General features: G+C 40.2%; 21 protein-coding genes. 12 read left to right on the top strand and 9 right to left on the bottom strand.

Annotated features, from left to right (window positions below; all coding sequences use genetic code 11):
* Positions 1-3 precede the first annotated feature (3 nt).
* Positions 4-3,183 carry a multidrug efflux RND transporter permease subunit AdeG gene (gene adeG / locus RMB03_RS11420; RefSeq protein WP_056481168.1) on the bottom strand — a complete coding sequence of 1,060 codons (3,180 nt, stop codon included), beginning with the start codon at positions 3,181-3,183 and terminating at the stop codon, positions 4-6.
* Between the two features lie 6 nt (positions 3,184-3,189).
* Positions 3,190-4,410 (bottom strand): multidrug efflux RND transporter periplasmic adaptor subunit AdeF, encoded by a 1,221-nt coding sequence (adeF, locus tag RMB03_RS11415; protein ID WP_311076216.1) that lies wholly within the window; start codon positions 4,408-4,410, stop codon positions 3,190-3,192.
* Positions 4,411-4,607: 197 nt separating this feature from the next.
* On the opposite strand from adeF, the gene RMB03_RS11410 reads away from it, so the two are divergent.
* The 5 genes from RMB03_RS11410 (at position 4,608) to RMB03_RS11390 (ending at position 8,876) form a co-directional block, all read left to right on the top strand.
* Positions 4,608-5,636: a LysR family transcriptional regulator gene (locus tag RMB03_RS11410; protein ID WP_017391960.1), complete on the top strand. Its 1,029-nt coding sequence runs from the start codon at positions 4,608-4,610 to the stop codon at positions 5,634-5,636.
* 174 nt (positions 5,637-5,810) lie between these two features.
* A complete protein-coding gene (locus tag RMB03_RS11405; protein ID WP_045125743.1) occupies positions 5,811-6,596 on the top strand; it encodes an ABC transporter substrate-binding protein in 786 nt (261 codons plus the stop codon).
* 91 nt (positions 6,597-6,687) lie between these two features.
* Entirely contained in the window at positions 6,688-7,377 is a 690-nt protein-coding gene (locus RMB03_RS11400; protein WP_005039343.1) for an ABC transporter permease, read from the top strand.
* Positions 7,374-8,087: an ABC transporter permease gene (locus RMB03_RS11395; protein ID WP_017387975.1), complete on the top strand. Its 714-nt coding sequence runs from the start codon at positions 7,374-7,376 to the stop codon at positions 8,085-8,087. The genes RMB03_RS11400 and RMB03_RS11395 overlap by 4 nt, the downstream gene beginning before the upstream one ends.
* A 12-nt stretch (positions 8,088-8,099) precedes the next feature.
* Positions 8,100-8,876 (top strand): ABC transporter ATP-binding protein, encoded by a 777-nt coding sequence (locus RMB03_RS11390; RefSeq protein ID WP_003650668.1) that lies wholly within the window; start codon positions 8,100-8,102, stop codon positions 8,874-8,876.
* A gap of 75 nt (positions 8,877-8,951) precedes the next feature.
* On the opposite strand, the gene abeS is transcribed toward RMB03_RS11390, so the two are convergent.
* Positions 8,952-9,281: a multidrug efflux SMR transporter AbeS gene (abeS, locus tag RMB03_RS11385; protein WP_003650669.1), complete on the bottom strand. Its 330-nt coding sequence runs from the start codon at positions 9,279-9,281 to the stop codon at positions 8,952-8,954.
* Between the two features lie 258 nt (positions 9,282-9,539).
* The gene (locus RMB03_RS11380; RefSeq protein WP_311076267.1) at positions 9,540-11,000 is read right to left on the bottom strand and encodes a PLP-dependent aminotransferase family protein; all 1,461 of its coding nucleotides are present in this window, start codon (positions 10,998-11,000) and stop codon (positions 9,540-9,542) included.
* Positions 11,001-11,231: 231 nt separating this feature from the next.
* On the opposite strand from RMB03_RS11380, the gene RMB03_RS11375 reads away from it, so the two are divergent.
* Positions 11,232-12,101, top strand: coding sequence for a PhzF family phenazine biosynthesis protein (locus RMB03_RS11375; protein WP_311076208.1), 870 nt, complete (start codon positions 11,232-11,234; stop codon positions 12,099-12,101).
* A 53-nt stretch (positions 12,102-12,154) separates the two neighbouring features.
* Here RMB03_RS11375 and RMB03_RS11370 read toward each other — a convergent pair whose 3' ends face one another.
* Positions 12,155-12,934: a ferredoxin--NADP reductase gene (locus RMB03_RS11370; protein ID WP_005039353.1), complete on the bottom strand. Its 780-nt coding sequence runs from the start codon at positions 12,932-12,934 to the stop codon at positions 12,155-12,157.
* A gap of 101 nt (positions 12,935-13,035) precedes the next feature.
* On the opposite strand from RMB03_RS11370, the gene tsaA reads away from it, so the two are divergent.
* On the top strand, positions 13,036-13,767 hold the full coding sequence (gene tsaA, locus RMB03_RS11365; RefSeq protein ID WP_080632494.1) for a tRNA (N6-threonylcarbamoyladenosine(37)-N6)-methyltransferase TrmO: 732 nt from the start codon (positions 13,036-13,038) through the stop codon (positions 13,765-13,767).
* 8 nt (positions 13,768-13,775) lie between these two features.
* Here tsaA and RMB03_RS11360 read toward each other — a convergent pair whose 3' ends face one another.
* Entirely contained in the window at positions 13,776-15,047 is a 1,272-nt protein-coding gene (locus RMB03_RS11360) for a DUF4010 domain-containing protein (RefSeq protein WP_311076204.1), read from the bottom strand.
* Between the two features lie 288 nt (positions 15,048-15,335).
* Here RMB03_RS11360 and RMB03_RS11355 point away from each other — a divergent pair, with 288 nt between their 5' ends.
* From RMB03_RS11355 to RMB03_RS11340, 4 genes are all read left to right on the top strand, one after another.
* Positions 15,336-17,093 carry a GspE/PulE family protein gene (locus RMB03_RS11355; protein WP_311076203.1) on the top strand — a complete coding sequence of 586 codons (1,758 nt, stop codon included), beginning with the start codon at positions 15,336-15,338 and terminating at the stop codon, positions 17,091-17,093.
* An 80-nt stretch (positions 17,094-17,173) separates the two neighbouring features.
* A complete protein-coding gene (locus RMB03_RS11350; RefSeq protein ID WP_005046092.1) occupies positions 17,174-17,533 on the top strand; it encodes a NirD/YgiW/YdeI family stress tolerance protein in 360 nt (119 codons plus the stop codon).
* Positions 17,534-17,638: 105 nt separating this feature from the next.
* Positions 17,639-18,301 carry a response regulator transcription factor gene (locus RMB03_RS11345; RefSeq protein ID WP_004643474.1) on the top strand — a complete coding sequence of 221 codons (663 nt, stop codon included), beginning with the start codon at positions 17,639-17,641 and terminating at the stop codon, positions 18,299-18,301.
* Complete coding sequence (locus RMB03_RS11340; RefSeq protein ID WP_017391970.1) at positions 18,298-19,638, top strand: cell wall metabolism sensor histidine kinase WalK; 1,341 nt, start codon at positions 18,298-18,300, stop codon at positions 19,636-19,638. Before RMB03_RS11345 ends, RMB03_RS11340 begins: the two co-directional genes overlap by 4 nt.
* A gap of 72 nt (positions 19,639-19,710) precedes the next feature.
* Here RMB03_RS11340 and hemP read toward each other — a convergent pair whose 3' ends face one another.
* Positions 19,711-19,881: a hemin uptake protein HemP gene (gene hemP / locus RMB03_RS11335; RefSeq protein ID WP_002118129.1), complete on the bottom strand. Its 171-nt coding sequence runs from the start codon at positions 19,879-19,881 to the stop codon at positions 19,711-19,713.
* A gap of 136 nt (positions 19,882-20,017) precedes the next feature.
* On the opposite strand from hemP, the gene RMB03_RS11330 reads away from it, so the two are divergent.
* Positions 20,018-20,920: an NUDIX domain-containing protein gene (locus RMB03_RS11330; protein WP_311076196.1), complete on the top strand. Its 903-nt coding sequence runs from the start codon at positions 20,018-20,020 to the stop codon at positions 20,918-20,920.
* A gap of 25 nt (positions 20,921-20,945) precedes the next feature.
* Here RMB03_RS11330 and RMB03_RS11325 read toward each other — a convergent pair whose 3' ends face one another.
* Complete coding sequence (locus RMB03_RS11325) at positions 20,946-21,497, bottom strand: tetratricopeptide repeat protein (protein ID WP_311076194.1); 552 nt, start codon at positions 21,495-21,497, stop codon at positions 20,946-20,948.
* Between the two features lie 21 nt (positions 21,498-21,518).
* Complete coding sequence (gene mrcB / locus RMB03_RS11320) at positions 21,519-23,915, bottom strand: penicillin-binding protein 1B (protein WP_311076192.1); 2,397 nt, start codon at positions 23,913-23,915, stop codon at positions 21,519-21,521.
* Positions 23,916-24,055: the final 140 nt, after the last annotated feature.

Here is a 24,055-nt window from a genome sequence, read left to right as displayed (position 1 = left end):
TCCTTAGTGGTCATGTGGGTTAGCTAATGGCGCTTCATGAACGGCTGCCGAATGCAGTTTATGTTTGCTGTTGAGTGTACGAATCAGGACATAAAAGGCAGGGGTGAGGAATAAACCAAACAATGTTACACCGATCATGCCAAAGAACACGGCAATACCCATGGCATGACGCATTTCAGAACCTGCACCTGTTGAGGTAACCAGTGGGACTACACCCATAATGAATGCAATAGAAGTCATTAAAATTGGGCGTAAACGCAGACGACTCGCTTCAACTGCGGCATTAAATGCAGTTGCACCTTGCATTTCAAGTTCCCTTGCAAATTCGACAATTAAGATGGCATTTTTACAGGCCAGCCCGACCAGTACCATCAGACCAATTTGCGTAAAGATGTTGTTATCTCCACCTGTCAGCCAAACACCGGTTAGAGCCGCCAAGATGCCCATTGGCACAATGAGAATTACAGCTAATGGCAGAGTTAAGCTTTCGTATTGTGCTGCCAATACCAAGAACACGAGTAATACACTGATTGGGAAAACCCATAGTCCTGCATTACCAGCCAAGATTTTTTGGTAGGTTAAATCAGTCCATTCAAACTTAATGCCGCGTGGTAAGGTTTGAGCAGCAATACGTTCAACAGCAGCTTCAGCTTGGCTAGATGAATAGCCCGGTGCAGGACCGCCATTAATATCTGCTGAGGTATAGCCGTTATAACGCACGACCATTTCTGGACCATAAGTTTGAGTCACGTTCACCAATGAAGATAAAGGCACCATTTGTCCGGCACTGTTGCGGGTTTTTAGTTGCAAAATATCTTCAGGGTTAGCACGGAAAGGAGCATCGGCTTGAGCACGAACCTGATAAACACGACCAAAGCGGTTAAAGTCGTTAACGTACTGAGAGCCTAAATAAATCTGCATGGTGTTGAACACATCGGTTACAGCCACACCTTGCTGCTTGGCTTTTACACGGTCTAGATCAACATTAAGCTGAGGTACATTAATTTGATAACTTGAGAACATTGGACCAAGTTCAGGGGCTGATTGTGCTGCTTTCATAAAGTTTTGTGCAGCATCATTCAAGGCTGAATAGCCTAAGGCACCTCGGTCTTCAAGTTGGAGCTTAAAGCCGCCCATCGTACCTAAGCCCATCACTGGTGGTGGTGGGAAAACTGCAATATAGGCATCTTGAATTGCAGAATATTTCTGGTTGAGAGCACCAGCAATTGCATTTGCAGATAAGTCTTTGGCCTTACGTTCATCGAATGGCTTTAACGTCACAAAGACAATACCGGCGCTTGAGCTGTTGGTAAAACCGTTAATGGATAGGCCAGGGAAGGCAACCGCACTTTCTACACCAGGTTGCTTAAGTGCTGTATCGCTCATTTTACGAATGACCGCTTCGGTACGATCTAAAGACGCGCCGTTTGGTAATTGAGCAAAGCTAATTAAATATTGTTTGTCTTGGGCAGGAACGAAGCCACCCGGAACAATATAAGAAATACCAACGGTTAAACCTAAAAGTGCTGCATAAACACCCATTGCCGATGCTTTATGAGAAATGACACGACTCACGCCTTTACCATAGTTGTCTGACGCACGGGTAAACACACGGTTAAACAGTGCAAAGAAACGTCCAAATACACGGTTCATAATGCGTGTTAATGCATCAGGTTTAGCGTCATGTCCTTTTAGTAACATGGCTGCTAAAGCAGGAGAGAGCGTAAGGGAGTTAAATGCCGAAATGACAGTTGAAATGGCAATGGTCATGGCAAATTGTTTATAAAATTGCCCTGTTAAACCCGTCATAAAGGCAAGAGGTACGAAGACCGCAACGAGAGTTAAGGCAATCGCAATAATTGGACCACTCACTTCTCGCATGGCGCGATAAGTTGCGTCTCTTGGGCTTAAACCTGCTTCAATATTCCTCTCGACATTTTCGACGACGACAATCGCGTCATCGACCACAATGCCGATGGCAAGTACCATCCCAAACAGTGAAAGCGCATTGATGGAATACCCAAAGGCAAGCATAAGTGCAAATGTACCAATAATAGAAACCGGTACTGCAAGCAATGGAATAATCGACGCACGCCATGTTTGTAAGAATAAAATAACAACCACAACAACCAGTGCAATTGCTTCAAGTAAGGTATGAACGACTGCTTTAATACTAGAGCGTACGAATTGAGTTGGGTCGTAAACAATGTCGTATTTAATTGAAGATGGGAAATCTTTTGAAAGTTCCTTCATCGTGCTACGCACTTGATCTGAAACTTGCAAAGCATTGGCACCCGGTGCTTGGAAAATTGGAATGGCAACTGCTTGTTTATTATCAAGCAATGAACGCAAGCCATATTGTGAGGCTGCAAGTTCAACACGAGCAACATCGCCCAATCGGGTGACTGCGCCATCGGGTGCAGTTTTTAAAATAATGTCTGCAAATTCTTGCTCAGTCGTTAAACGACCTTGAGCATTCACTGAAAGTTGTACAGGTGAATTGGTTGGTGACGCACCAATTGTACCTGCCGCAACCTGAATATTTTGTTCACGGATTGCATTCACAATTTCAGTGGCTGTGAGATTACGTTGCGCTACTTTTTGTGGGTCGAGCCACACACGCATAGCGTAGTCACCAGAACCGAATAAACCAACTTCACCTACACCTTGTAAGCGTGCCAAACGATCTTTTACGTTCAGTACAGCGTAGTTACGTAAGTAAGTCATGTCATAGCGGTTATCTGGTGAAGTCAGATGCACAACCATGGTTAAAGTGGGAGAACTTTTTAAGGTGGTGACACCCAAGCGCTGTACATCTTCAGGTAAACGAGGCATTGCCTGAGATACGCGGTTTTGAACCAATTGTTGAGCTTTGTCTGGGTCAATACCGAGTTTGAAGTTCACTGTAATGGTTAAGTTACCGTCACTGTTTGCTTGAGATTGCATATACAACATGTCTTCTACGCCGTTGATTGATTCTTCAAGCGGAGAGGCAACAGTTTCGGCAATTACTTTTGGGTTTGCGCCCGGATATTGAGCACGCACCACCACAGATGGCGGAACAACTTCTGGATATTCGGAAATCGGTAACTGAAATACGGAAAGTAGACCGGCAAGTAAAATCAATACTGATAACACACCAGCAAAGATCGGCCGATCAATAAAAAATTTGGAAATATTCATATGCGATTAACCTTTTGCCGGAGTTGAAGTTTTTTCTGTTGGCTGAGGTTGGGGCGTGTTAGTACTTGCAGTGATTTGTGCATTCGGCATCGGGACGAGGTGCGGCGTAACAGGGTCACCCGGACGAATACGCTGTAAACCATTCACCACAATACGGTCGCCCGCTTGTAATCCGCTATTCACGATTTGCAAGCCATCTTGTTGCGCCCCGATTTTTATTTCGCGGTAAGCAGTCTGATTTTTAGCATCGACAACAACGACAAAACGCTTATCTTGATCGACCCCAATTGCGGTTGGGCTAATGAGAATGGCTGAACGTGGTTGGCCGCCACCAAGACGAATTCGAGCATATAAACCCGGTAATAAAACTCCGTTTGGATTGTCGAAAGTCGCGCGAACACGAATCGTGCCTGAGGTTGTGTCTAGGTTATTGTCGATTGAGTTGATGGTTCCCTCACGAGAAAAACCAGTTTCATTGGCAAGTCCCATATAGACAGGAACCTGTGCTGAGTTGCGCTGATTACTGATGTATTTGAGATAAGTTTGTTCATCAACATCGAAAGATGCATAGAGACGAGATACAGACACTAAACTCGTTAAAACTTGTGCTCCGTTACCCGCAGAAACCACATTACCCACGGTCACTTCAGCACGAGAAATTCTGCCGCTAACTGGTGCAGTAATACGGGTATATTCCAGATTTAAGCGTGCAGATTGAACGGCTGCTCTGGCTGCTTGTAGGTTGGCACTGGCTGAGCGTGCATCATTTTCTGCCAGATCAAGCTCTTGGCGTGATACAGCATTACTTTGAATTAGACGTTGAATACGGGAAAGATTGGTTGCTGTATAGGTGACTTGCGCTTCGGCTGAAGCAAGTTGTGCTTGTGCACGATTGAGTTCTGCTTCAAATGGACGAGGGTCAATTGTAAAAAGTAACTCGCCTTTTCTAACCAGACTCCCATCTTTAAAATGAACGGCAATGAGTTTGCCCGAAACCTGAGGCCGAATATCAACTTGATCAATCGCCTCTAGGCGACCGGAATATTCTTGCCAGTCGGTAATGGTTTTGCTGATGACATTAGAGATATCAACAGTGGCAGCTTGTTGGGCAGGGGTCGGTGCAGCTTTTGCATCGGCATTTTCATGTAAGAAGATAAAACTGCCACCCGTTGCCAAAATGGCGACAAAGATGGCAGACAGTGCGAACTGTTTGCGGGAAAATGACATGTTGTGCTCCTACTTATTTGGATACCTGTTTTCAGACTTTTAGTTATGGTCCGTATGGGAGAAACAGGGTTTAGGCAATGGACGGAGCATAAAAGTTTGTCAATCACGAATAAATATATTAAATTTGATAACACTATTCGTATTTTTATAACAATTGATGTGTTTGAATTAGAAAATGCATTGATAGGAGTGTGCGTGTGGATCTATTTCATGCCATGAAAGTATTTAACAAAGTTGTCGAAACAAATAGTTTCAGTTTAGCGGCTGACAGTTTAGGCCTACCGCGTGCTTCTGTGACCACAACCATTCAGGGTTTAGAGAAACATTTACAAGTTCGCTTATTGAACCGAACCACTCGTAAACTCAGTTTGACACCCGATGGCGCGGTTTATTATGAACGGACTTCGCGAATTTTAGCCGATGTTGAAGATGTTGAATCGAATTTTCATGATTCGGAACGTGGACCAAGAGGCCGACTACGTATTGATGTTAAAGCCTCGATTGGGCGGCTGATCCTGATTCCGATGCTTTGTGATTTTCATGCCAAGTATCCCGATATTGATTTGGTGATTGGAATGAGTGATCGTCCAGTCGATTTGGTACAAGATGCGGTGGACTGTGTCATTCGTATTGGTCAGCTGAAAGATTCAAGTTTGGTTGCACGTCGTATCGGAACAATTCAGTGCGTGACGGTTGCTGCACCTCGTTACTTGGCTGAACATGGTGAACCGCAAACCATTGATGATCTACAAAAACATCAGGTCGTGCATTACTTTAATAGTCGTACCGGACGTAATATCGATTGGGATTTTATGGTTGATGGTGAGATTCATAGCGTTGGCGTGAAAGGGCGCGTTTCTGTTAACGATGGTGATTCATATGTTGATTTGGCTGTACAGGGTTTTGGCTTAATTCAATGCCCATATTATATGGTGGCAAAACATCTGGAGGATGGCTCACTCAAGGAAGTGCTGACTGAATGGTTGCCAGCACCCATGCCAATATCAGTCGTATATCTACAAAACCGTCATTTATCGCCTAAAGTTCGTGTGTTTGTTGATTGGGTGGCCGAATTATTTGCAGGTTGTCCATTGTTGAGTGGTTGCTCAATGGTATGGGATCAGAAATGTGAATTTGCCAGTGCCAAAGAACATAACCATGAATACACCATTCGGACATTGGTCGAAAATGAAAATATGGCAGAGGCTTATACACTCAAGAATTAACTTTTCAATTTGATTGATTTTTCAACATTTAATCAGTTAATACGATCTGCTGTTTTGACATCTTCCTGATTCTTTAACTTATGGTATAAAAATTGCAATTATTTCGGCAGAAGAGTAAGTTTGAAATACTCAAGTTTTTATCACCTTATTTGGATTTCAAGGAGAAGCTTCAAGATGGCAAGCTTTATGAAAAAAATGTTCGTTTCAACAACCTTAGTTCTGGCTGCTGTTGCGACTAATGTGCAAGCAAAGGATTGGAAGGTGATTCGTTTTGGTACAGAGTCCTCTTATGCACCGTTTGAATATAAAACACCGGATGGCAAGTTAACTGGTTTTGATGTTGATTTGGGTAATGCCATTTGTGCAAAACTCAAAGCCAAATGTGTTTGGGTTGAAAACTCTTTTGATGGGATGATTCCAGCCCTTAAAGCGAAAAAATTTGACGGCATTCTTTCATCAATGACGGTGACTGATGAACGTGCAAAACAAATTTTGTTTAGTAGCAAAATCTACAACACACCAACACGCATGGTTGCAAAAAAAGGCTCGCCATTATTACCGACAGCTGCCTCATTGAAAGGTAAACGTGTAGGTGTACAACAGGGCACAATTCAAGAAACTTATGCTAAAACCTATTGGGCACCAAAAGGTGTAACCGTTGTACCTTATCCAGTCCAAGATTTGATTTATCAAGACATGATGTCAGGTCGTTTAGATGCAACTTTACAAGATGCGATCATGGTTGATGGTGCTTTCTTAAAACAACCAAAAGGCAAAAACTTTGCATTTGTCGGTGGCAATGTAGTTGATGCAAAAACACTGGGTGTAGGTGCTGCTATTGGTTTACGCAAAGAAGATGCAGATTTGAAAGCGAATATTGATAAAGCACTCGCAGCAATCATTGCAGATGGTACATACAAGAAACTAGAGAAAAAATATTTCTCCTTTAACATTTACTAATGATGTGAAAAATGTCGGCTGAGTGCCGACATTTTTAAATCTATTCTCATCTCATCAATATTGGATATTGTTTTTAAGGAGAAGATGAGTCATGTTTTTATCTGGCTATGGGCCACTCCTTCTCAGCGGGACATGGATGACCCTTCAGCTTGCGCTGTTGTCACTTTTGCTTTCTGTCATTATTGGCTTAATTGGTGCGAGCTCAAAACTCTCTAGTTTTAAAGCCTTACGCTATATTGCAACCGCCTATACCACACTCATCCGTAGTGTGCCTGATTTGGTGATTATGCTGCTGTTATTTTATAGCTTGCAGTTGGGTCTGAACCAAATTACTGAATCACTGCAAATGGATCAAATTGATATCAATCCTTTTGTGGCGGGTGTGATTACTTTAGCGTTCATTTATGGTGCATATTTTACCGAGACCTTTCGTGGTGCATTTCAATCTGTTCCAACGGGTCAAATTGAAGCAGCAATGGCCTATGGTATGACCCCTTGGCAGGTTTTTCGACGTGTATTATTCCCTCAAATGATGCGTTTTGCATTGCCCGGCATTGGTAACAACTGGCAAGTCTTGATTAAGGCAACCGCACTGGTTTCAATTATTGGCCTGACTGACATTGTGAAAATTACCCAAGATGCAGGTAGAAGTACCATGCAGCTGTTCTTTTTCAGCATCGTCGCTGCCGCGATTTATTTGGCAATTACCACTGTGTCGAACCTGATTTTAATGTGGCTTGAGCGTCGTTATTCTGCTGGTGTGAGGAAGGGACAATTATGATTGAAATCCTTCAACAATATTGGCAGGCATACCTTTGGACCGATGGTTTACAAATGACCGGTGTCGCGATGACTGCTTGGTTATTGGTGCTTTCTATTGGTATTGGTTTTGTGCTTGCTGTGCCTTTATCACTTGCACGAGTATCAGAAAATCTTTGGTTGCGTGGTCCAGTTTGGTTGTATACATATGTTTTTCGTGGCACACCCCTGTACATCCAATTGCTGATTATTTACTCAGGCATTTACAGCTTTGATTACATCCATGAACATCAGACGCTTGATGCATTTTTTCGAGAGGGCATAAATTGCACCATTTTGGCATTCGCGCTCAATACTGGTGCATATACCACTGAAATCTTCGCTGGGGCGATCCGTTCTATTCCACATGGCGAGATTGAAGCTGCACAAGCTTTTGGAATGTCAAAATGGAAACGCTATACCCGCATTATTATTCCGTCGATGTTGCGCCGTGCTTTACCATTTTACGGTAATGAAGTCATTTTAATGTTGCATGCGACAACCATTGCATTTACAGCAACTGTTCCTGACATTTTAAAAATTGCGCGTGATGTGAATGCGGCAACCTATGACACCTTCAATGCTTTTGGAATTGCTGCAGTGTTGTATGCGATGCTGGCATTTATTTTGATTTGGCTATTTCGTAAGTTGGAAAAACGTTGGTTGGCATTTTTAAAGCCATCGAATCATTAGGAGACATAAATAATGGAACAAGTTGCAAAACTAGTGATTCGTGATTTACATAAGACATTTGGCGATCATGAAGTACTGAAAGGGATATCACTTGATGCAAATGCTGGTGATGTCATTAGTATCATCGGTTCATCTGGTTCAGGTAAAAGTACCTTGCTACGTTGTATTAACTTTTTAGAACAACCGAGTAATGGCACCATTAAGCTCAATGGTGAAAAACTGCGCACAGTCTTTGATAAAAAAGGCAATTTAAAAGTGGTTGAACCAAAGCAACTACAAAAAATGCGTACCCAGCTCATGATGGTGTTTCAGCATTTTAATTTATGGTCACACATGACAGTGCTGGAAAATGTGATTGAAGGGCCAATTCACGTACTTGGGGTAAAACGTGCCGAGGCAGAAGAGCGTGCGCGGAAATATCTACGTAAAGTTGGTTTGCCTGAAAGCGTTGAAAGTAAATATCCTGCATTTTTATCTGGTGGTCAGCAGCAGCGTGTAGCGATTGCCCGTGCTTTGGCTATGGAACCGGAAGTTATGTTGTTTGATGAACCAACCAGTGCGCTTGATCCAGAGTTAGTGGGTGAAGTACTAAAAGTAATGCAGGGCTTGGCTGAAGAAGGACGTACTATGATTGTGGTGACACATGAAATGGGCTTTGCGCGTCATGTATCTAATCAAGTAATTTTTTTGCATCAAGGGAAGATTGAAGAACAGGGTCATCCTGATGAAGTACTCAATAACCCTAAAAGTGAACGCTTAAAGCAGTTTCTAACGGGCAGTTTAAAATAAGCTGTTTATACCGAGTATGGTGAAATTTTTTATAAAAGATTCTCACCGTACTCGGTTGTTTTTTTTAATTATATTTTATAGATGAGTATTTTTAGAAAACACATTAATAATGATAATGCCTGCGATCATTAAAGTAAGACCAATGCAGGCTGCCAAGTCTAAATGCTGTTTGTAAAATATCCAGCCAATTGCTGAAATTAAAATAATACCTGCACCCGACCAAATAGCATATGCAATTCCGATCGGAATTGTTTTTAGCGTCAGAGACAATAAATAAAAAGCAATTGCATAACCCACAACAGTAATAATCGAAGGAATTGGAACAGTAAAACCTTGAGATGCTTTTAAAGCTGAAGTTGCAATGACTTCACAAGCAATCGCAATTGCTAAATAAAGATAAGACATGGGGAGCTACGCCAGAATGAGTTTTAATCAATCTATATGAAATGTTGAAATGATTTGACCAGTTTTAACGATTGTGCAATTTTTTTGGTACACAAATACAAGTAAATCAAACTGAACTGATAGTTTGATTTTATCACTAGCAAAACGGTATAAACCATTAATTATATTAAAAACTAATCGCAATGATTAAAGTGCTATGTTTAACCTACATCATAAGCTAGGGTTGATACTGTCATATCTCTCTTCGCATGCTGTAAATTATGAGTGAGTAGTGATTTTGTCCATATGGTTTTGAGATGAAAGCATATTTTTTGCTAACTCTCCTAAGCGTATCAAAGCATTTAACATTTTGGGATTTAACTCAAAACACGCTGCAATACGTAAACAATGACTAAAACGTTTATCAGCAGAACATAAGATTCCCGGCATACATAAGATTTTTTCATCCATAGTTTGATGAAACAGTTCTAGCGTATCAATAGATTCGGGCAATTCTAACCATAAAATAAACCCTGCTTGTGGGCGACTGACTCGGGTACCAAGTGGGAAATAACGACAAATATAAGATTTGATGGTATCAATTTGTTGTTGATAGCGTTTTTTGAGCTGTCGTAAATGCAGGTCATAACCACCATTTTCTAAGAAAAGTCCTAAGGTTTCAGTAAGCAAAGCAGGCTCGGCTACCGTTGTTGTAAATTTTAGCTGCTGCACAATATTACGGAAGCGCCCAGCTTCTAACCAACCGATTCGATAGTCGGGTGCTACAGTCTTGGTGTAGCTACTACATACCAACACCCATCCATTTTGATCAAATGCCTTAATGTTGGGTAAGAGAGGTTCGGCTAGTTGCAATTCGGCATACATCGCATCTTCAATAACAGGAACTTGAAAATGATTGGCTAGCTCTGCCAAGCGACGGCGGCTGCTTTCAGGCATACTGAAACCGAGGGGATTGTGTCCTGTTGGAATCGTTAATATGGCTTGTACACTTTGAGATTTTAAGAGTTCTTCAAGTGTATCTAGACACATGCCTGTATGTGGCGAAGTGGGAACTTCTACAATTTTTCGGCCTAAATTATGCAGGAGTGGGTACAAATTATGAAAAGTCGGGATCTCAAGGGCGATGCTGTCACCCGCTTGAGTTGTTGCCATAATTGCGAGACTTAAAGCCTCCATGGTGCCATGGGTGAGTACAATATCATCTGCTGAAAGAAACATACCGAGTTGCAAGCTTCGTCTAGCAATTTGTGTGCGTAGTCGTGTTGACCCTGGTGGTAAGGTATAGCTTTTAAAAATATCTGGTTGTGTCCGTAAAACTTGAGCAGTTAAACGTTTTAATCGCTCAATTGGATAGAAATTTTCTCCTGAGGGGCAAGCTAGGGCCAAATTAATATAGCTTGGGTCCATTTGCTTTTTAACGATTTGTGCGAGGAAGCAGCTGATACCTGAAAGTGGCACTTTTTCTTCACTGACATAACGTTCTTCGAGTTCTAGCAAGTTTGAAGGTGCATGACAAACATAGTAACCAGATTGAGGACGAACAGAAATCAAACCTTGATCTTCAAGTTGACGATACGCTTCTTTTACGGTGTTAATGCTGACCTGATAATGGTTTGCACAGTCTCGTATTGAAGGTAGACGCGAACCAATAGGCTGCCTTCCATTATGGATTTGAAGGGTTAAGTCATCACTCACTTTTTTATATTTGTACATATCAATTCATTAAAAAGCCAAAGTAATGGGTACACTTTATAGTGATCTGTTATTTATCTCAAATATTGTGACTACTTTAGGTTGGTCCATTTAATCGAGTTTTACACTTAAGAACTGTGTCTATTACTTTTCATATTAACTGATACTGTAACCATTAAAGATATCTCAGTAAGATCAAAAGCATGGTGAGGATTTAAAACCATAATTTTTTAATATCAAAATGAGTAGGAGTGGTCTATGTCCGTTGTAGCATTTAAACAAGTTGATGTTTTTACTTCACAAGCATTTAAAGGAAATCCTGTCGCGGTGATTATGGACGCTAGTACCTTAACATCTGAGCAAATGCAGGCGATTGCCAATTGGACCAATCTCTCTGAAACTACATTTGTACTGCCTGCCACAGATTCGCAAGCTGATTATCAGGTTCGAATTTTTACTCCGCAAAATGAATTACCATTTGCAGGCCATCCTACAATCGGCACAGCCCATGCTTTACTTGAAGCTGGTCTAATTACTGCTAAAGAAGGAAAATTGGTACAGCAATGTGGTGCAGGTTTAGTTGCTCTTACGGTAAGTGAATTGAATCATATTTCCTTTGAACTACCACAACCTAAAATTACGCCATTAGATACGACACAGACTCAAAAATTGGCAGAGATTTTAAAATGTCAGATTGACACTCAATGGAATGCTGCATTGGTTGATGTTGGGGCACGTTGGGTTGTATTACAAGCTGTCAATGCCGAAGCTGTTTTAGCGACTCAACCAGACTTCGCTGCTTTAAAACAACATGATTTAGAAATGAAAGTTGGTGGAGCGACGGTTTATGGTTTCTATGAAAATAATGATGAACAAAAACATATAGAAGTTCGTTCATTTGCTCCTTCAATTGGAATAAATGAAGATCCAGTTTGTGGTAGTGGTAATGGTAGCGTAGCGTCTTTTATTCGTTACCATGGTATTTTGCCCGCACAAAATGATCAGGTAATGTCTTCACAAGGTCGCGTTTTAGGACGTGACGGACAGCTTCAACTAAATTTATATCAAGATAAAATTTTAGTGGGTGGAAGCGCTGTTACCTGTATCGATGGCATAATCAAGTTATAAAACAAATATAAAAAAACCGAGGACTTGGCCTCGGTTTTTTTAATTAGAAAATCTTATTTTTCTACGAACGCACGTTCAATTACGTAGTCGCCCATTACACCCATACGAGGTGATTCAACTAAACCATGTTCGTCAAGTAACGCAGCAACGTCTTTCAAGAAAGCAGGGCTACCGCAAAGCATTGCGCGGTCAGTTTCACGGTTAAATCGTGGTAAACCAACTTTTTCGAATAAAGCACCAGTTTCAATTGCAGTGGTAACACGGCCTTGAGTGTGGAAAGGTTCACGAGTTACAGTAGGGTAGTAAACAAGTTTGTCTTTAATACCTAACTCTTCAAAGAACTCATGGTTTGGTAATTCGTTCAAGATAAGGTCTTGATAAGCTAATTCAGAAATATAACGTGTACCATGAACAACGATTACTTTTTCAAAACGTTCGTAAGTTTCTGGGTCACGAATAATTGACAAGAATGGAGCAAGACCAGTACCAGAAGATAAAAGGTACAAGTTTTTACCTGGTAAAAGGTCATCATGAACCAAAGTACCTGTTGGTTTTTTAGAAATCAGAATCTCATCGCCAACTTGTACTTTTTGCAAAATCGAAGTTAAAGGACCATCTTGTACTTTAATTGAGAAGAATTCTAACTCTTCTTCGTAGTTTGCACTTGCAATCGAATACGCACGCATTAACGGTTTGCCATTCACTTCAAGTCCGATCATTACGAACTGACCATTTTTAAAACGTAAGCTAGTGTCGCGTGTAGTTTTAAAACTGAAAAGGGTGTCATTCCAGTGGTGAACATGAGTAATGCGTTCGACGTTAAAAGCAGCCATTAAAGGTCTCGATCACGATTAAAAGAAAACAGATTGCTATTCTAATCTAAATTCATTCCCGATAAACTGAATATATTTAATTGTGTTTATAAGAAAAAGTGATGATCAATTCTGTCACCCTTCCCATAATCGGCCACATGTGCTCTCCATATCGAGAAAAATTCGGTATTCCACGCCAGCCTAATCTGGTAAATATCGAGTCATATATCGACATGATAGAACCTTATAATGACTTGTTGGCTTTTGAAGGAATTGAGCAATTTAGTCATCTCTGGCTAGTTTGGCAGTTTCATGACAATAAAAATCAGGGTAGTGCAGATAAATTCCGTCCGCAAGTTCGTCCCCCACGTTTAGGGGGTAATGAAAAAATTGGCGTATTTGCTACACGTAGCATGTATCGACCAGCACCAGTGGGCTTGTCTGTAGTACGGTTAAAGAAGGTTGAAAAAGTCGGTAAGTCAGTACGAGTGTACGTCACTGGCAGCGATTTATTAGATGGAACTCCAATTCTAGATATTAAACCCTATATTCAATATTCTGATGCGATTGTTGATGCACAAAGTGGTTATGCACATGCAGAACCAGAGCGTAAATCAGTCATTTGGTCTGAACCTGCTCTAAATACTCAAAAATATTTTTTACAAAATAAAGAAATGGACGATCAATACCTTGATGAGCTTGAGCAAGTGTTAGCCTTAGATCCTCGGCCTGCTTATCAAGAAGATTCAGACAGAATTTATAAAATGAAATTTTCCAGTTTCGATATTCATTTTAAAGTCGGTCAGCTTGAAGTTACTGTAGTGGATATGGTGAAAGCTTCTGCTGTGCAATAAATTCTATTTTAGAACCAATGGATGTTGAGCCAAAGTAAAGTAATAAAAATAGCCATATGAATAAGCTGGGCGGGAACGAAGGCAAGAGCATAAGGTAGCCCGCCCGAAATTACAGAGTTTATACTTTTGGCAATTGCATGCACTGCAAAGCCTCCCATAAAAGCAATTAATAAAGGGGACATATGAGCACTATCAGGTTCACCTTGTACAATTACTGCGGCTATAGCAGCATGGATCTCAAACAAAGAAGCGAGTAACGTTCCGGCTATTAATCCTGCATCGCCTAAAGATATACTTAAACCATAAACACCTGCCTGAATAAGCGTGAGTGTGCCAGCAATAATAATGGCTTCTTTAAGACTAAACATTCTTGAGTCGAGTTCGGGTAAAGTAGTACTAGGCTCTCCTTTACGTAATAAAATAAAAGCCCATACCGCTAAAACAACTAATGCAATAAGGGCAGGAAATATAATTAGCTTAAACCAAGTAAAGCTGATACCTATCACAATAATTAATGTTTGAATAAGTGTTGAAACGCAGGACATTAATGCAGCGCCCGCATTAGTCGTTGCATTTGCACGACCGGAACGTACCTCTAAACCCAGACTGGCAATAGCTGCTGTACTGGAAACAAAACCTGAAGCCAAAGACGAAAGTAATAAGGCATTTTTGGAAGATAATAAGCGTTTGGCAATATGTGCCAGTGCCTGTACAAATAAAATTAAAGTGAGCAATTTTAAAATAACATTCGGATTTAAAACTGGACCCCAAAAGGGTTTATTCGGGACTAAAGGTAAAGCAATTAAAAGTAAGGCGAGTAGGAAAATTCCATCGCGCAATTCTGCCTCGGTAATCCATTGGCTAGCAATACCATGCATAGACTGCTTAGCTATTAAGATAGCCGTCATGATGACTGCTAAACTTGCTGCCAATGAAATATTCCAAATACAGAGTGCTCCAATGAAATAAGTCATGATAAATGCAAGTTCGGTAGTAACGCCCGGATCATTTGGCTGATTTTTGAGGGAAACGATGCTGATTGCACCGATGATTAAAGCTCCAACAATCCCCATAGGAGTGCCGAATAAAAAACAGATCGCGCCTAATAAAGCGCTAATTGCAAAAGATCTAAAACCAGCGAAAGTTTTATATTCGTGTTTGAGTTTACTGCGCTCTCGTTCTAAGCCGATTAATAAGCCACAGCCAAGGGCAGCTGCAATGACTGTAATGAATTCTTCAAAGGATGTTGTTTGTAATGACATTGTCATTGGAAGTTCCATATTACTTCCTCTTTGGTTTATTGTTATATGTAGATTTGAATCATTTTAAAATCATATATTCACGTTCAGTTTATGCTTTTTATGAGACTGATCATAGTATCTTTTTTAGACAATGCAACTTACAAAATAACTTTATAAACATGACCTATGACGCAAAAAAAGTTCAAGTTGAGAATTGGTTTAATTAATTGAAGTTGAAGGATATTTAAATAGTGGATTTAACGATTTTGGGGTGAGTTAAATCTAAAACATCTCTGCTATATTATAAAAGTATATTGGGGATAAAGCATGAATGCACATGTAGAAATAGATACCTATTGGTGTCTAGAACAACTATTACAAGAAGGCCGTATCACAGAACGAGATAAATTACTGGTACAGTCAAGCCACCGCCAAAAGGACCAGTTGAAATGGCATCCTTTACAGTGGATTGCACATTTTAATTTAAAAGATCAGCAGCACACACACGCTCATTTAAGTTTAAATCGTTTGTGTTTATGGTTTGCAGATCGGGTTCAACTTCCTTTATTTGTGATTGATCCTTTAAAGGCAGATGTGAGTGCTTTAACTCAAGTCATGTCACAAGAATTTGCTATTCGCAATCATATTTTAGCTGTTGAAATCCATGCCGATCGAATTGTGATTGGAACAGACCAGCCATTTCAAACAGATTGGCTCAATAATCTTGAAAGAAGTCTAGCTCCTAAAAAAATTGAGCGGGTACTACTTAATCCCGAACAGTTGCAACGTTATTTACGCGAATATTATCAGGTCAGTCGAGCGGTAAACTCAGCTCAAAAAGATGCAGCTCATGACCGTGATAATAAAAATGTTGAAGCTCTTTTACAACTTGGGGATAGCCAGAACCCTGATGCCAATGATCAGCATATTGTGAAATTAGTCGACTGGATTTTACAGTTTGCGTTCGAGCAGAGTGCCAGTGACATTCATATGGAACCACGCAAAGACAATGGCAAAGTCAGGTTTCGTATCGATGGTGTTTTGCACACCATTTATAACATGCCTTCAAATACACTGACCGCCGTGATTTCTCGAATTAAAATTTTAGGACGTTTAAATGTCGCCGAAAAGCGCAAACCGCAAGATGGTCGATTAAAAACTCGGACGCCAAAGGGGCAAGAAACAGAGCTACGTTTATCAACCTTGCCAACAGCCTTTGGTGAAAAACTGGTTATGCGTATTTTCGACCCAGATGTACTGGTACGTTCTTTTCATCAACTGGGTTTTGAAGAGAGTTTATTACAACAGTGGCAACAGTTAACAAAAAATAGCCATGGCATTATTTTAGTCACTGGTCCTACAGGTTCAGGTAAAACGACCACGCTATATTCTTCGTTAAAGCAGCTTGCAACAGATCAGGTCAATGTATGTACCATTGAAGATCCAATTGAAATGTTAGAGCCTAGTTTTAACCAGATGCAGGTCAACAATGCAATTGAATTAAGCTTTGCAGATGGTGTTCGTGCGCTCATGCGTCAAGACCCCGATATTATTATGATTGGGGAAATCCGTGATCAAGATACAGCGAATATGGCAATTCAAGCAGCATTAACAGGTCATTTAGTATTATCAACTTTACACACCAATGATGCGCCGTCTAGTTTGACTCGCTTGCACGATTTAGGTGTGCAGCCATTTTTAACAGCAGCCACAATTCTAGGTGTGCTCGCGCAGCGTTTAGTGCGACAGCTTTGCCCACACTGTAAACAACACACACAAATTAATGAGGACGAGTGGCAGCACCTAACATTCGACTACATTATGGACATGCCAGAAAAAGTTTATCAGGCTGTTGGATGTGAACAATGTCGTCATACAGGCTATAAAGGACGAATCGGTATTTATGAGTTTATGTCAGTCAGTCTAGAGCTTAAGCATCTTATTAGTAGTCATGTGACGTTAAATGATTTAAGAACTCAAACTAAAAAAGAAGGTATAGAACTTTTGAGAATTGCGGGTGCACGTAAAGTCATTGATGGTGTTACGACATTAGAAGAGGTCTTACGGGTTGTTCCATTAAATTAAGTTTTTCTTAAGATTCACCTCATTTATGCTTGATTTAATTGCTTTATCCCAAGAGGAAACCATAAACAGAGGGTAATTATATGAATATGCTTAAAGTAATGTTGTTGACTGCTGGTATGGCTACTGCTGGCATAGTTGTAGCGAATACACCAGTGAATCAGGCTGCAATTGCTCCGGCAACTGTCACCACGGTAAAACAGGCATTAACGGCTAAAGATAGTACACCGATAAAATTACATGGTCAGGTTGTAAAATCTTTAGGTGATGAAAAATATCAATTTCGTGACAAGACAGGTAGCATTACAGTTGATGTAGATGATGAACTTTGGCAAGGTCGTCCTATTTCACCAAATACAAATGTAACTTTAATTGGTGAAGTAGACATTGATTATAAACCTTTAAAACGCGTCGAAATTGATGTGGATCAAGTTCAGTTTTAATTAATAATCTTAGATGTATTGTCTTTAGCCGCATTTTAATAATGCGGCTTTGCTTTTTCTAGAAAGGCTTGGCAAGATCAAATCAGGATATAACAGGAAAAACAGATGAGAATTTTGCTTGCAGAAGATGATCGCTCTCAAGCTGAAAGTATTCAATCGTGGCTAGAGTTAGACGGTTATCAGGTAGATTGGGTAGAAAGAGGCGATTATGCGCTTACGGCAATCGAGCAGCATGACTATGACTGTATTTTGCTTGATCGGGGGTTGCCTCAACTGGCTGGTGAAAAAGTTTTAACAACGATCCGCCATAAACAAAAAAATGTTCCTGTTATTTTTATTACAGCGCGTGACAGTATTCATGACAGGGTGGAAGGACTAGATTTAGGTGCAAATGATTACTTGGTTAAGCCTTTTAGCTTAGAAGAGTTATCTGCCCGAATCCGCGCTCAATTACGTAAGCAAACGTTGAGTCAGCAATCAGTCTTAACGTGGGGCGATCTGCAACTCGATACACAAGCAAAAGTTGTATCATGCGCTGGCAAGTCTATTGATTTAACAGCTAAAGAGTTCCAAATATTACGTAAGCTTATGGTCCATCCTGAGCATATTATTACGCGTGATCAATTAGAAGAAGCACTCTATGCATGGGGTGAAGAAATTGAAAGTAACGCAATAGAAGTATTTATTTATCAACTTCGAAAAAAAATCGGAAGTAGCAGCATTAAAACCATACGGGGGTTAGGCTACCGTATGGGAGATTTAAAATGAAATCTAATCGCTCATCCTTGCAGTCGCAACTGGTTAAAACCACGATGTGGAGTAGTGTCGTGGTGGGCTTGCTGGCTTTAAGCTTACTCACCATATTTTCTATTTATCACAACATGTCGGTGCAAGACGAAATCATGGATGAAATATCAGATACTTTGCTGGTTTCTGATATTTCTGGGCACTCTATGAAACAGTTTGATGAACTCAGTGATGAATTTGATATTCAGTATGAATTATTAAGTTCTGGGCAATTACTTACTCATTCTCATAGCTATCAGCACGAGCTTTTTGAACAAGGTAATTTATCAGAAGGTTTTTCATATTTTTGGTTTGATGGCCAATTATGGCGTAGCTTAGCTGCACAGCAAGAAGACTCAAAGTTACAAGTTGAAGTTTTTCAGCCAATCAGTACACGTATCGAAGAAGTACTCAAAGCACTTGCTGGGTATAGCGGCCTTATGGTGTTGTTCTGGCTGCTACAATGGGTCATTGTAAGTTGGCGTACCGAGCATCAATTGGCTGCGCTAAATTTGCTTTCTAGAAGAATTGCTCAAAAAACCGCATCAAACTTAGAACCCATTCAAGAACCAGATGTCATTACAGAAATTCAGCCTGTGATTGATGCGCTAAACCAATTACTTGCAAGGTTGCAAAGGGCATTAGTCGCTGAACAGCGTTTTACCGCAGATGCTTCTCATGAGTTGCGATCTCCATTATCTGCCATACAAATGCGTCTTCAGGTTTTACAGCGTAAATATCAACATGTTCCAGAGCTTCATCAGGACTTTGAACGTATACAAGAAGACGTTTCTAGAAGTACAAAAATACTTGAAAATTTACTCCTTCTGGCTCGCTTAGAACCCAATGAAGCAGAGCAGCCACAACTTCCCAAGACGATTATCGATTTAAATTATTTATTGGCTAGAGTCATTGAAACTGTAACTTTAGATGCGCAAGCTAAACAAATGTTGATAGAAACAAATACCTTGTCGACAGAAACTAAAACATATGCAAATGAAGAATTGCTGTTTATTGCTTTTAGAAATTTATTTGATAACGCCATTCGTTATAGCCCGACTTTAGGCTCTATTCATGTGGAGATTAGTCAGCATGAACAGCAAATTAAGGTGTCTATAGAAGATACGGGAAATGGTGTAGATGACGAAGTGCTATTACGTTTAGGGCAGCGTTTTTTTCGAGTCTTAGGTACTCAGCAGCAAGGTTCGGGGTTAGGAATTTCAATTACCCGAAAAATTATTGAATTGCATAATGGCACATTACGTTTTATGCATGCTGAACAAGGGGGCCTAAGAGCAGAGATTATTCTTCCGTCATAAAAAATAGCATGGTTACCCATGCTATCCATTTTTTGTTTTCCCACGAATATTATTGAAACGCGAGTGTATTTTTTATTTAGTTAAAATTAGACGGTTGTTGCGAGTGAGGCGTAAACGATATTCCTCGCCAGCATGCATAATGCGGATTTCACGGCCTAATGCAAAGAGGTTATTAGAATGTAACATTGGTAAGGCGTGAGCTGTGTCATTGTTACGGGTAAATAAGCTAAAAGGTGCGTTCATTTGTTGTGCTCCGTGGTATGTTCTTGAACGATTTAAATGATAATCATTATCGAATAGGTCTGTCAATGAGATTTTTAAAATTTTATAAAATGATAAAATTTGCTTACACTTGAGAAAAGTTTTAGAGAGTAAAAAGATGCCCAAACCAATAGTCGATGTTGCTATAGCAATCTTGATCCATCGTGGAAAAATATTAGTAGGATGGCGCGAAGAGCAGCAGCATCAAGGTGGAAAGCATGAGTTTCCAGGAGGAAAGGTTGAGCAGGGTGAAACACCAGAAGAAGCCTGCCGCCGTGAAATCTATGAAGAAGTGGGTATTGGTTTAAAAGATTGGCATCAGTTTGATTATATTCACCATGAATATGAAGACATTATTGTCAATTTACATTTATTTCATAGTTATGTGCCTGATGAACTATTAAATCTTATTCATCAGCCATGGGCGTGGTACACACGGGAACAGTTACTTCATTTAAACTTTCCAAAAGCCAATAAAGACATCATAAAGCGACTCTATTGGCCTCATCTCATCAAAATCAGCAATATGCTTACACCTGTAAAAGGCAGTGATGCTTTATTATATTGGCGTATAGAAGAAGCCGATGCTGATCAGAGATATTTAGAGCAATTAAGTGCTTTAGATGAAAATCAGTTATCAAACTTAATTATTAATACAGATTTTTGGCAGCAGTTGAGCCCTGATTTAAAGAAACAGATTAAGACCGTTCATTTAAAACAATCTCAGCTCATGAATTTGCATAAGGGTGATTTAACAGTAGGCGTACGTTATATTGCCGCTTGTCATGATGCGGTTTCTTTAAAGCAGGCTGAGCAGATTGGTTGTGATGCTGTTTTTATTAGTCCTGTAAAACCGACAACCACTCATCCAGAAGCCTTGGCATTAGGTTGGGAACGTTTTGCTGATCTAGCCCAAAAAAGCCAGATTCCGGTTTTTGCATTGGGGGGAGTGCATCCTGATGATTTAGCTACTGCACAACAGCATGGTGCCTATGGCTTAGCAGGTATTCGTAATTTCTAATAAGAAAATAGAAAAGCATTAAAAGCTAGAGGGCTTTTAATGCTTGTTGCGCTTCTTGAACAGTTTTTTGATTATTGCGTTGTTGTCCAGCTTTTAAGATGATCAACCAAAGTTGCTTTTTCATGGCCTGACTTTGAGCAAAACTTAAACCACGTCGCGCTAGAGATTCGGCATTAGAATATTGCTGTTTATGATTTGCCGTAAGGGCAAGAAATAGATATGTTTCTGCGGCTTGAGGAGCTAAACGCTGTGCTTGAAGCGCATAGCGCTCAGCTTCTGACCATTGCTGATTTTTGTAAGCCTGTTGGGTTTTCTGCATTAAGACTTTAAATGCAGGTAATTGGCTTCCATCATCATTAAAGCGTTGCGGCTTTTTCTGCTGAGGAACAATAACCTGCAAGTTCTTGCGGTGAATTTCCGGATGATCATAAGGCGTAATCTTTACACCCGATGGAGTTTCCGTGCTCTTTTTCGCTGGTGGAGCAGGTGCTTTGTCTTTGGAGCCAGATTGATCAGGCAAAGTTGTACAGCCGACCATAAGTACAGCACCAATATAAAAAACACCTTTCTTCAACATATCCTACTTTCCTGTTAACGCTTAGTTGTTATAACTACCACTTGAAATCACACGTGAGTTATTTGACAGATCTTGTTCCATCTGGCTTTCACTTTCACGAATATAACTGTCGGTATTATCATCTTGAGAGTCAGGAATTGTGTTATCACTTTGTGGCGTATATGTTGGATCAACTTGATAATAAGGTGCTCCACATGGCGTAGCACGGTGCGGAACCGTATGCGTTAACATCGGAATATACATAGCACCATCACAAGCCTGTGCTGATAAATCACCAGATGCACGGTCAATCCATTGCCACTGTACAGAGTCTGGTTGACGTATATTCACAGGAGTTTGACGTAATTGCTTCATCACATTAATCCATACTGGCAATGCACCAGATGAACCTGTTAAACCAGTCACTTTGTTGTCATCTAAACCTAACCAAACTACAGCAACGTGATTACCTGAGTAACCCGCAAACCATGAGTCACGTGTATCGTTAGTCGTACCTGATTTACCTGCCAATTTTAAAGCTGGAGATAAGCTGTTATAAGCTGCACGACCAGTACCCGAAGACATCACCTGTTGTAGGCCATAATTCATGATATAGCCGACAGAAGGATCAATCGTTTGTTGAACATTAAGGCCATAACGGTCAAGCAGACGACCATTCGCGTCTACGACAGATCGAATCGCACGAGTTGGATATTTAAAACCACCTGTAGCGAAGTTTTCATAAATTCCAAGTACTTCCATTGGTGACATATTGACTGCCCCAAGGAAAATAGAAGGGTAGGCAGGAATCGTTGATTCAACACCAAATTTTCTTAAATTATTAGTAAAAGTAGATAAACCAAACTCTTGACCCATGCGTACAGCAGATAAGTTATATGAATTTGCTAATGCTTCACTCAGACTGACTACACCATGTCCACCACCACTATAGTTTTTAGGAGTCCAGCTTTTACCACCATCTACAGGAACACTGATTGGTGCATCTTCAATTTGGCTTGCCCAGTTATAACGTCCAGATTCAATAGCACTTAAATAAATCACAGGTTTCAATAAAGAACCGACTTGACGTTTCGCATCTAAAGCACGGTTAAAACCAGTAAAGTCTTGTGTAGAACCAACCGCTGCAACTAACTCACCGTTTTCAGGATGTGCAATCAGTACAGCACCTTGTAGATTTTTCAAACGTGCTGGGTTGCTGTTGGCTAAGCGATCTACTGAAGCTTTAAACGCATTTTGAACTTGAGTTTGAGTAATTGGATCTAAGGTCGTAAAAATACGTAATCCCTGATTGGTTAAATCACTTTCTTGATACTCTGTACGTAATTGACGACGTACAATATCTAAAAAGTCTGGGAATTTTGCAGGGCCTAAACTTGGTTTACTTAACACATTTAAAGGACGTGCAATTTCATCTTCATATTCGGCTTGAGTTAAATAACCCATCACACGCATGTTATTTAACACGGTATCGCGGCGTTTTTTTGCACCTTCAGGGTTTTTCCAAGGGTTATATAAAGAAGGGCCTTGAACGAGTCCAACTAAATAAGCTTGTTGTGCGACACTGAGTTCACGTAACGGTAAACCAAAATAAAATTGTGAAGCCAAACCATAACCATTAATTGAATAGCTACCATTTTGGCCCAGATTCACTTCATTTAAATACGCCTCTAAAATTTCATCTTTGCTGTAATGCAGTTCGATGAGTAAAGCCATTAATGCTTCATTGACTTTACGTTTTAGTGTGCGTTCAGGGGTGAGATAGAAGTTTTTAACTAATTGTTGAGTCAGGGTTGAGCCACCTTGACGTTTTCCACCAGTGACATTACTGACCAATGCACGAGCTGTACCGCGAATTGAAATACCATGATGATGATAAAAATTACGGTCTTCTGTAGAAATTAAAGCTTCAATGAGTGGTTTAGGGACATTATCCAGTTTAATGAGTACACGGTCTTCATTGTGTTGAGGATAAATTCCTCCAATGAGTAGCGGTTCTAAGCGTGCAACGCCGGTTGAAGAGGGTTTAGTGCTTCGAACTTCAACAACTTGATCATTTGCAAAACTTAACTCTAAGACTTGTTCTGGTTCAACGCTATCACCGTAGTCAAAACCCCGTGTGTGGATATACATATTGCTGCCTTGAGCAACATAGCTTCCAGACTTGTCATAATTACTTGAAGTTTTGTAACCCAATAACTTTAATTCTTGAGTGAAATTTGCTTGAGAAATAGGCGCGTTATTATAAATTTCCAAAGGTCGTGCAAACACTTTGGCAGGAATATCCCACCGCTGTCCTTCAAATTTTTCACGGATAATATTATCTAAACGAATCAGATAGATACTAAGAGCAATAAAAGCACCAATGACCAAAATGGAAAATATTAGTGCAAAGAAACCGATACCACGTTCAAACTTCATAAAAATGAGATAAAACCCTAACAATGCCTGTAATGATGCGATAGCTTGTCATCAATTTGCAATGATAAAACTGTGAATAATTGGAAAAGTTAGATTGAATTTTACAGCATCTTGTAGTTATGTTTTTTTAAATTAATCGG

Source organism: Acinetobacter sp. V91_7, assembly GCF_031799075.1.
Taxonomy (GTDB): domain Bacteria; phylum Pseudomonadota; class Gammaproteobacteria; order Pseudomonadales; family Moraxellaceae; genus Acinetobacter; species Acinetobacter calcoaceticus.
Note: the sequence above shows the minus strand (reverse complement) of the source record. Positions and strands in the feature narration are given on the sequence as shown.

What these genes read in the sequence shown, in the direction of transcription:
- RMB03_RS11360 (WP_311076204.1), bottom strand. Translation starts at nt 15,047, where the DNA reads ATGGAACTTCCAATGACAATGTCATTACAAACAACATCCTTTGAAGAA.
- RMB03_RS11345 (WP_004643474.1), top strand. Translation starts at nt 17,639, where the DNA reads ATGAGAATTTTGCTTGCAGAAGATGATCGCTCTCAAGCTGAAAGTATT.
- tsaA (WP_080632494.1), top strand. Translation starts at nt 13,036, where the DNA reads ATGATCAATTCTGTCACCCTTCCCATAATCGGCCACATGTGCTCTCCA.
- abeS (WP_003650669.1), bottom strand. Translation starts at nt 9,281, where the DNA reads ATGTCTTATCTTTATTTAGCAATTGCGATTGCTTGTGAAGTCATTGCA.
- RMB03_RS11355 (WP_311076203.1), top strand. Translation starts at nt 15,336, where the DNA reads ATGAATGCACATGTAGAAATAGATACCTATTGGTGTCTAGAACAACTA.
- RMB03_RS11395 (WP_017387975.1), top strand. Translation starts at nt 7,374, where the DNA reads ATGATTGAAATCCTTCAACAATATTGGCAGGCATACCTTTGGACCGAT.
- mrcB (WP_311076192.1), bottom strand. Translation starts at nt 23,915, where the DNA reads ATGAAGTTTGAACGTGGTATCGGTTTCTTTGCACTAATATTTTCCATT.
- adeF (WP_311076216.1), bottom strand. Translation starts at nt 4,410, where the DNA reads ATGTCATTTTCCCGCAAACAGTTCGCACTGTCTGCCATCTTTGTCGCC.
- RMB03_RS11330 (WP_311076196.1), top strand. Translation starts at nt 20,018, where the DNA reads ATGCCCAAACCAATAGTCGATGTTGCTATAGCAATCTTGATCCATCGT.
- RMB03_RS11350 (WP_005046092.1), top strand. Translation starts at nt 17,174, where the DNA reads ATGAATATGCTTAAAGTAATGTTGTTGACTGCTGGTATGGCTACTGCT.
- RMB03_RS11405 (WP_045125743.1), top strand. Translation starts at nt 5,811, where the DNA reads ATGGCAAGCTTTATGAAAAAAATGTTCGTTTCAACAACCTTAGTTCTG.
- RMB03_RS11400 (WP_005039343.1), top strand. Translation starts at nt 6,688, where the DNA reads ATGTTTTTATCTGGCTATGGGCCACTCCTTCTCAGCGGGACATGGATG.
- hemP (WP_002118129.1), bottom strand. Translation starts at nt 19,881, where the DNA reads ATGAACGCACCTTTTAGCTTATTTACCCGTAACAATGACACAGCTCAC.
- adeG (WP_056481168.1), bottom strand. Translation starts at nt 3,183, where the DNA reads ATGAATATTTCCAAATTTTTTATTGATCGGCCGATCTTTGCTGGTGTG.
- RMB03_RS11375 (WP_311076208.1), top strand. Translation starts at nt 11,232, where the DNA reads ATGTCCGTTGTAGCATTTAAACAAGTTGATGTTTTTACTTCACAAGCA.
- RMB03_RS11325 (WP_311076194.1), bottom strand. Translation starts at nt 21,497, where the DNA reads ATGTTGAAGAAAGGTGTTTTTTATATTGGTGCTGTACTTATGGTCGGC.
- RMB03_RS11370 (WP_005039353.1), bottom strand. Translation starts at nt 12,934, where the DNA reads ATGGCTGCTTTTAACGTCGAACGCATTACTCATGTTCACCACTGGAAT.
- RMB03_RS11390 (WP_003650668.1), top strand. Translation starts at nt 8,100, where the DNA reads ATGGAACAAGTTGCAAAACTAGTGATTCGTGATTTACATAAGACATTT.
- RMB03_RS11340 (WP_017391970.1), top strand. Translation starts at nt 18,298, where the DNA reads ATGAAATCTAATCGCTCATCCTTGCAGTCGCAACTGGTTAAAACCACG.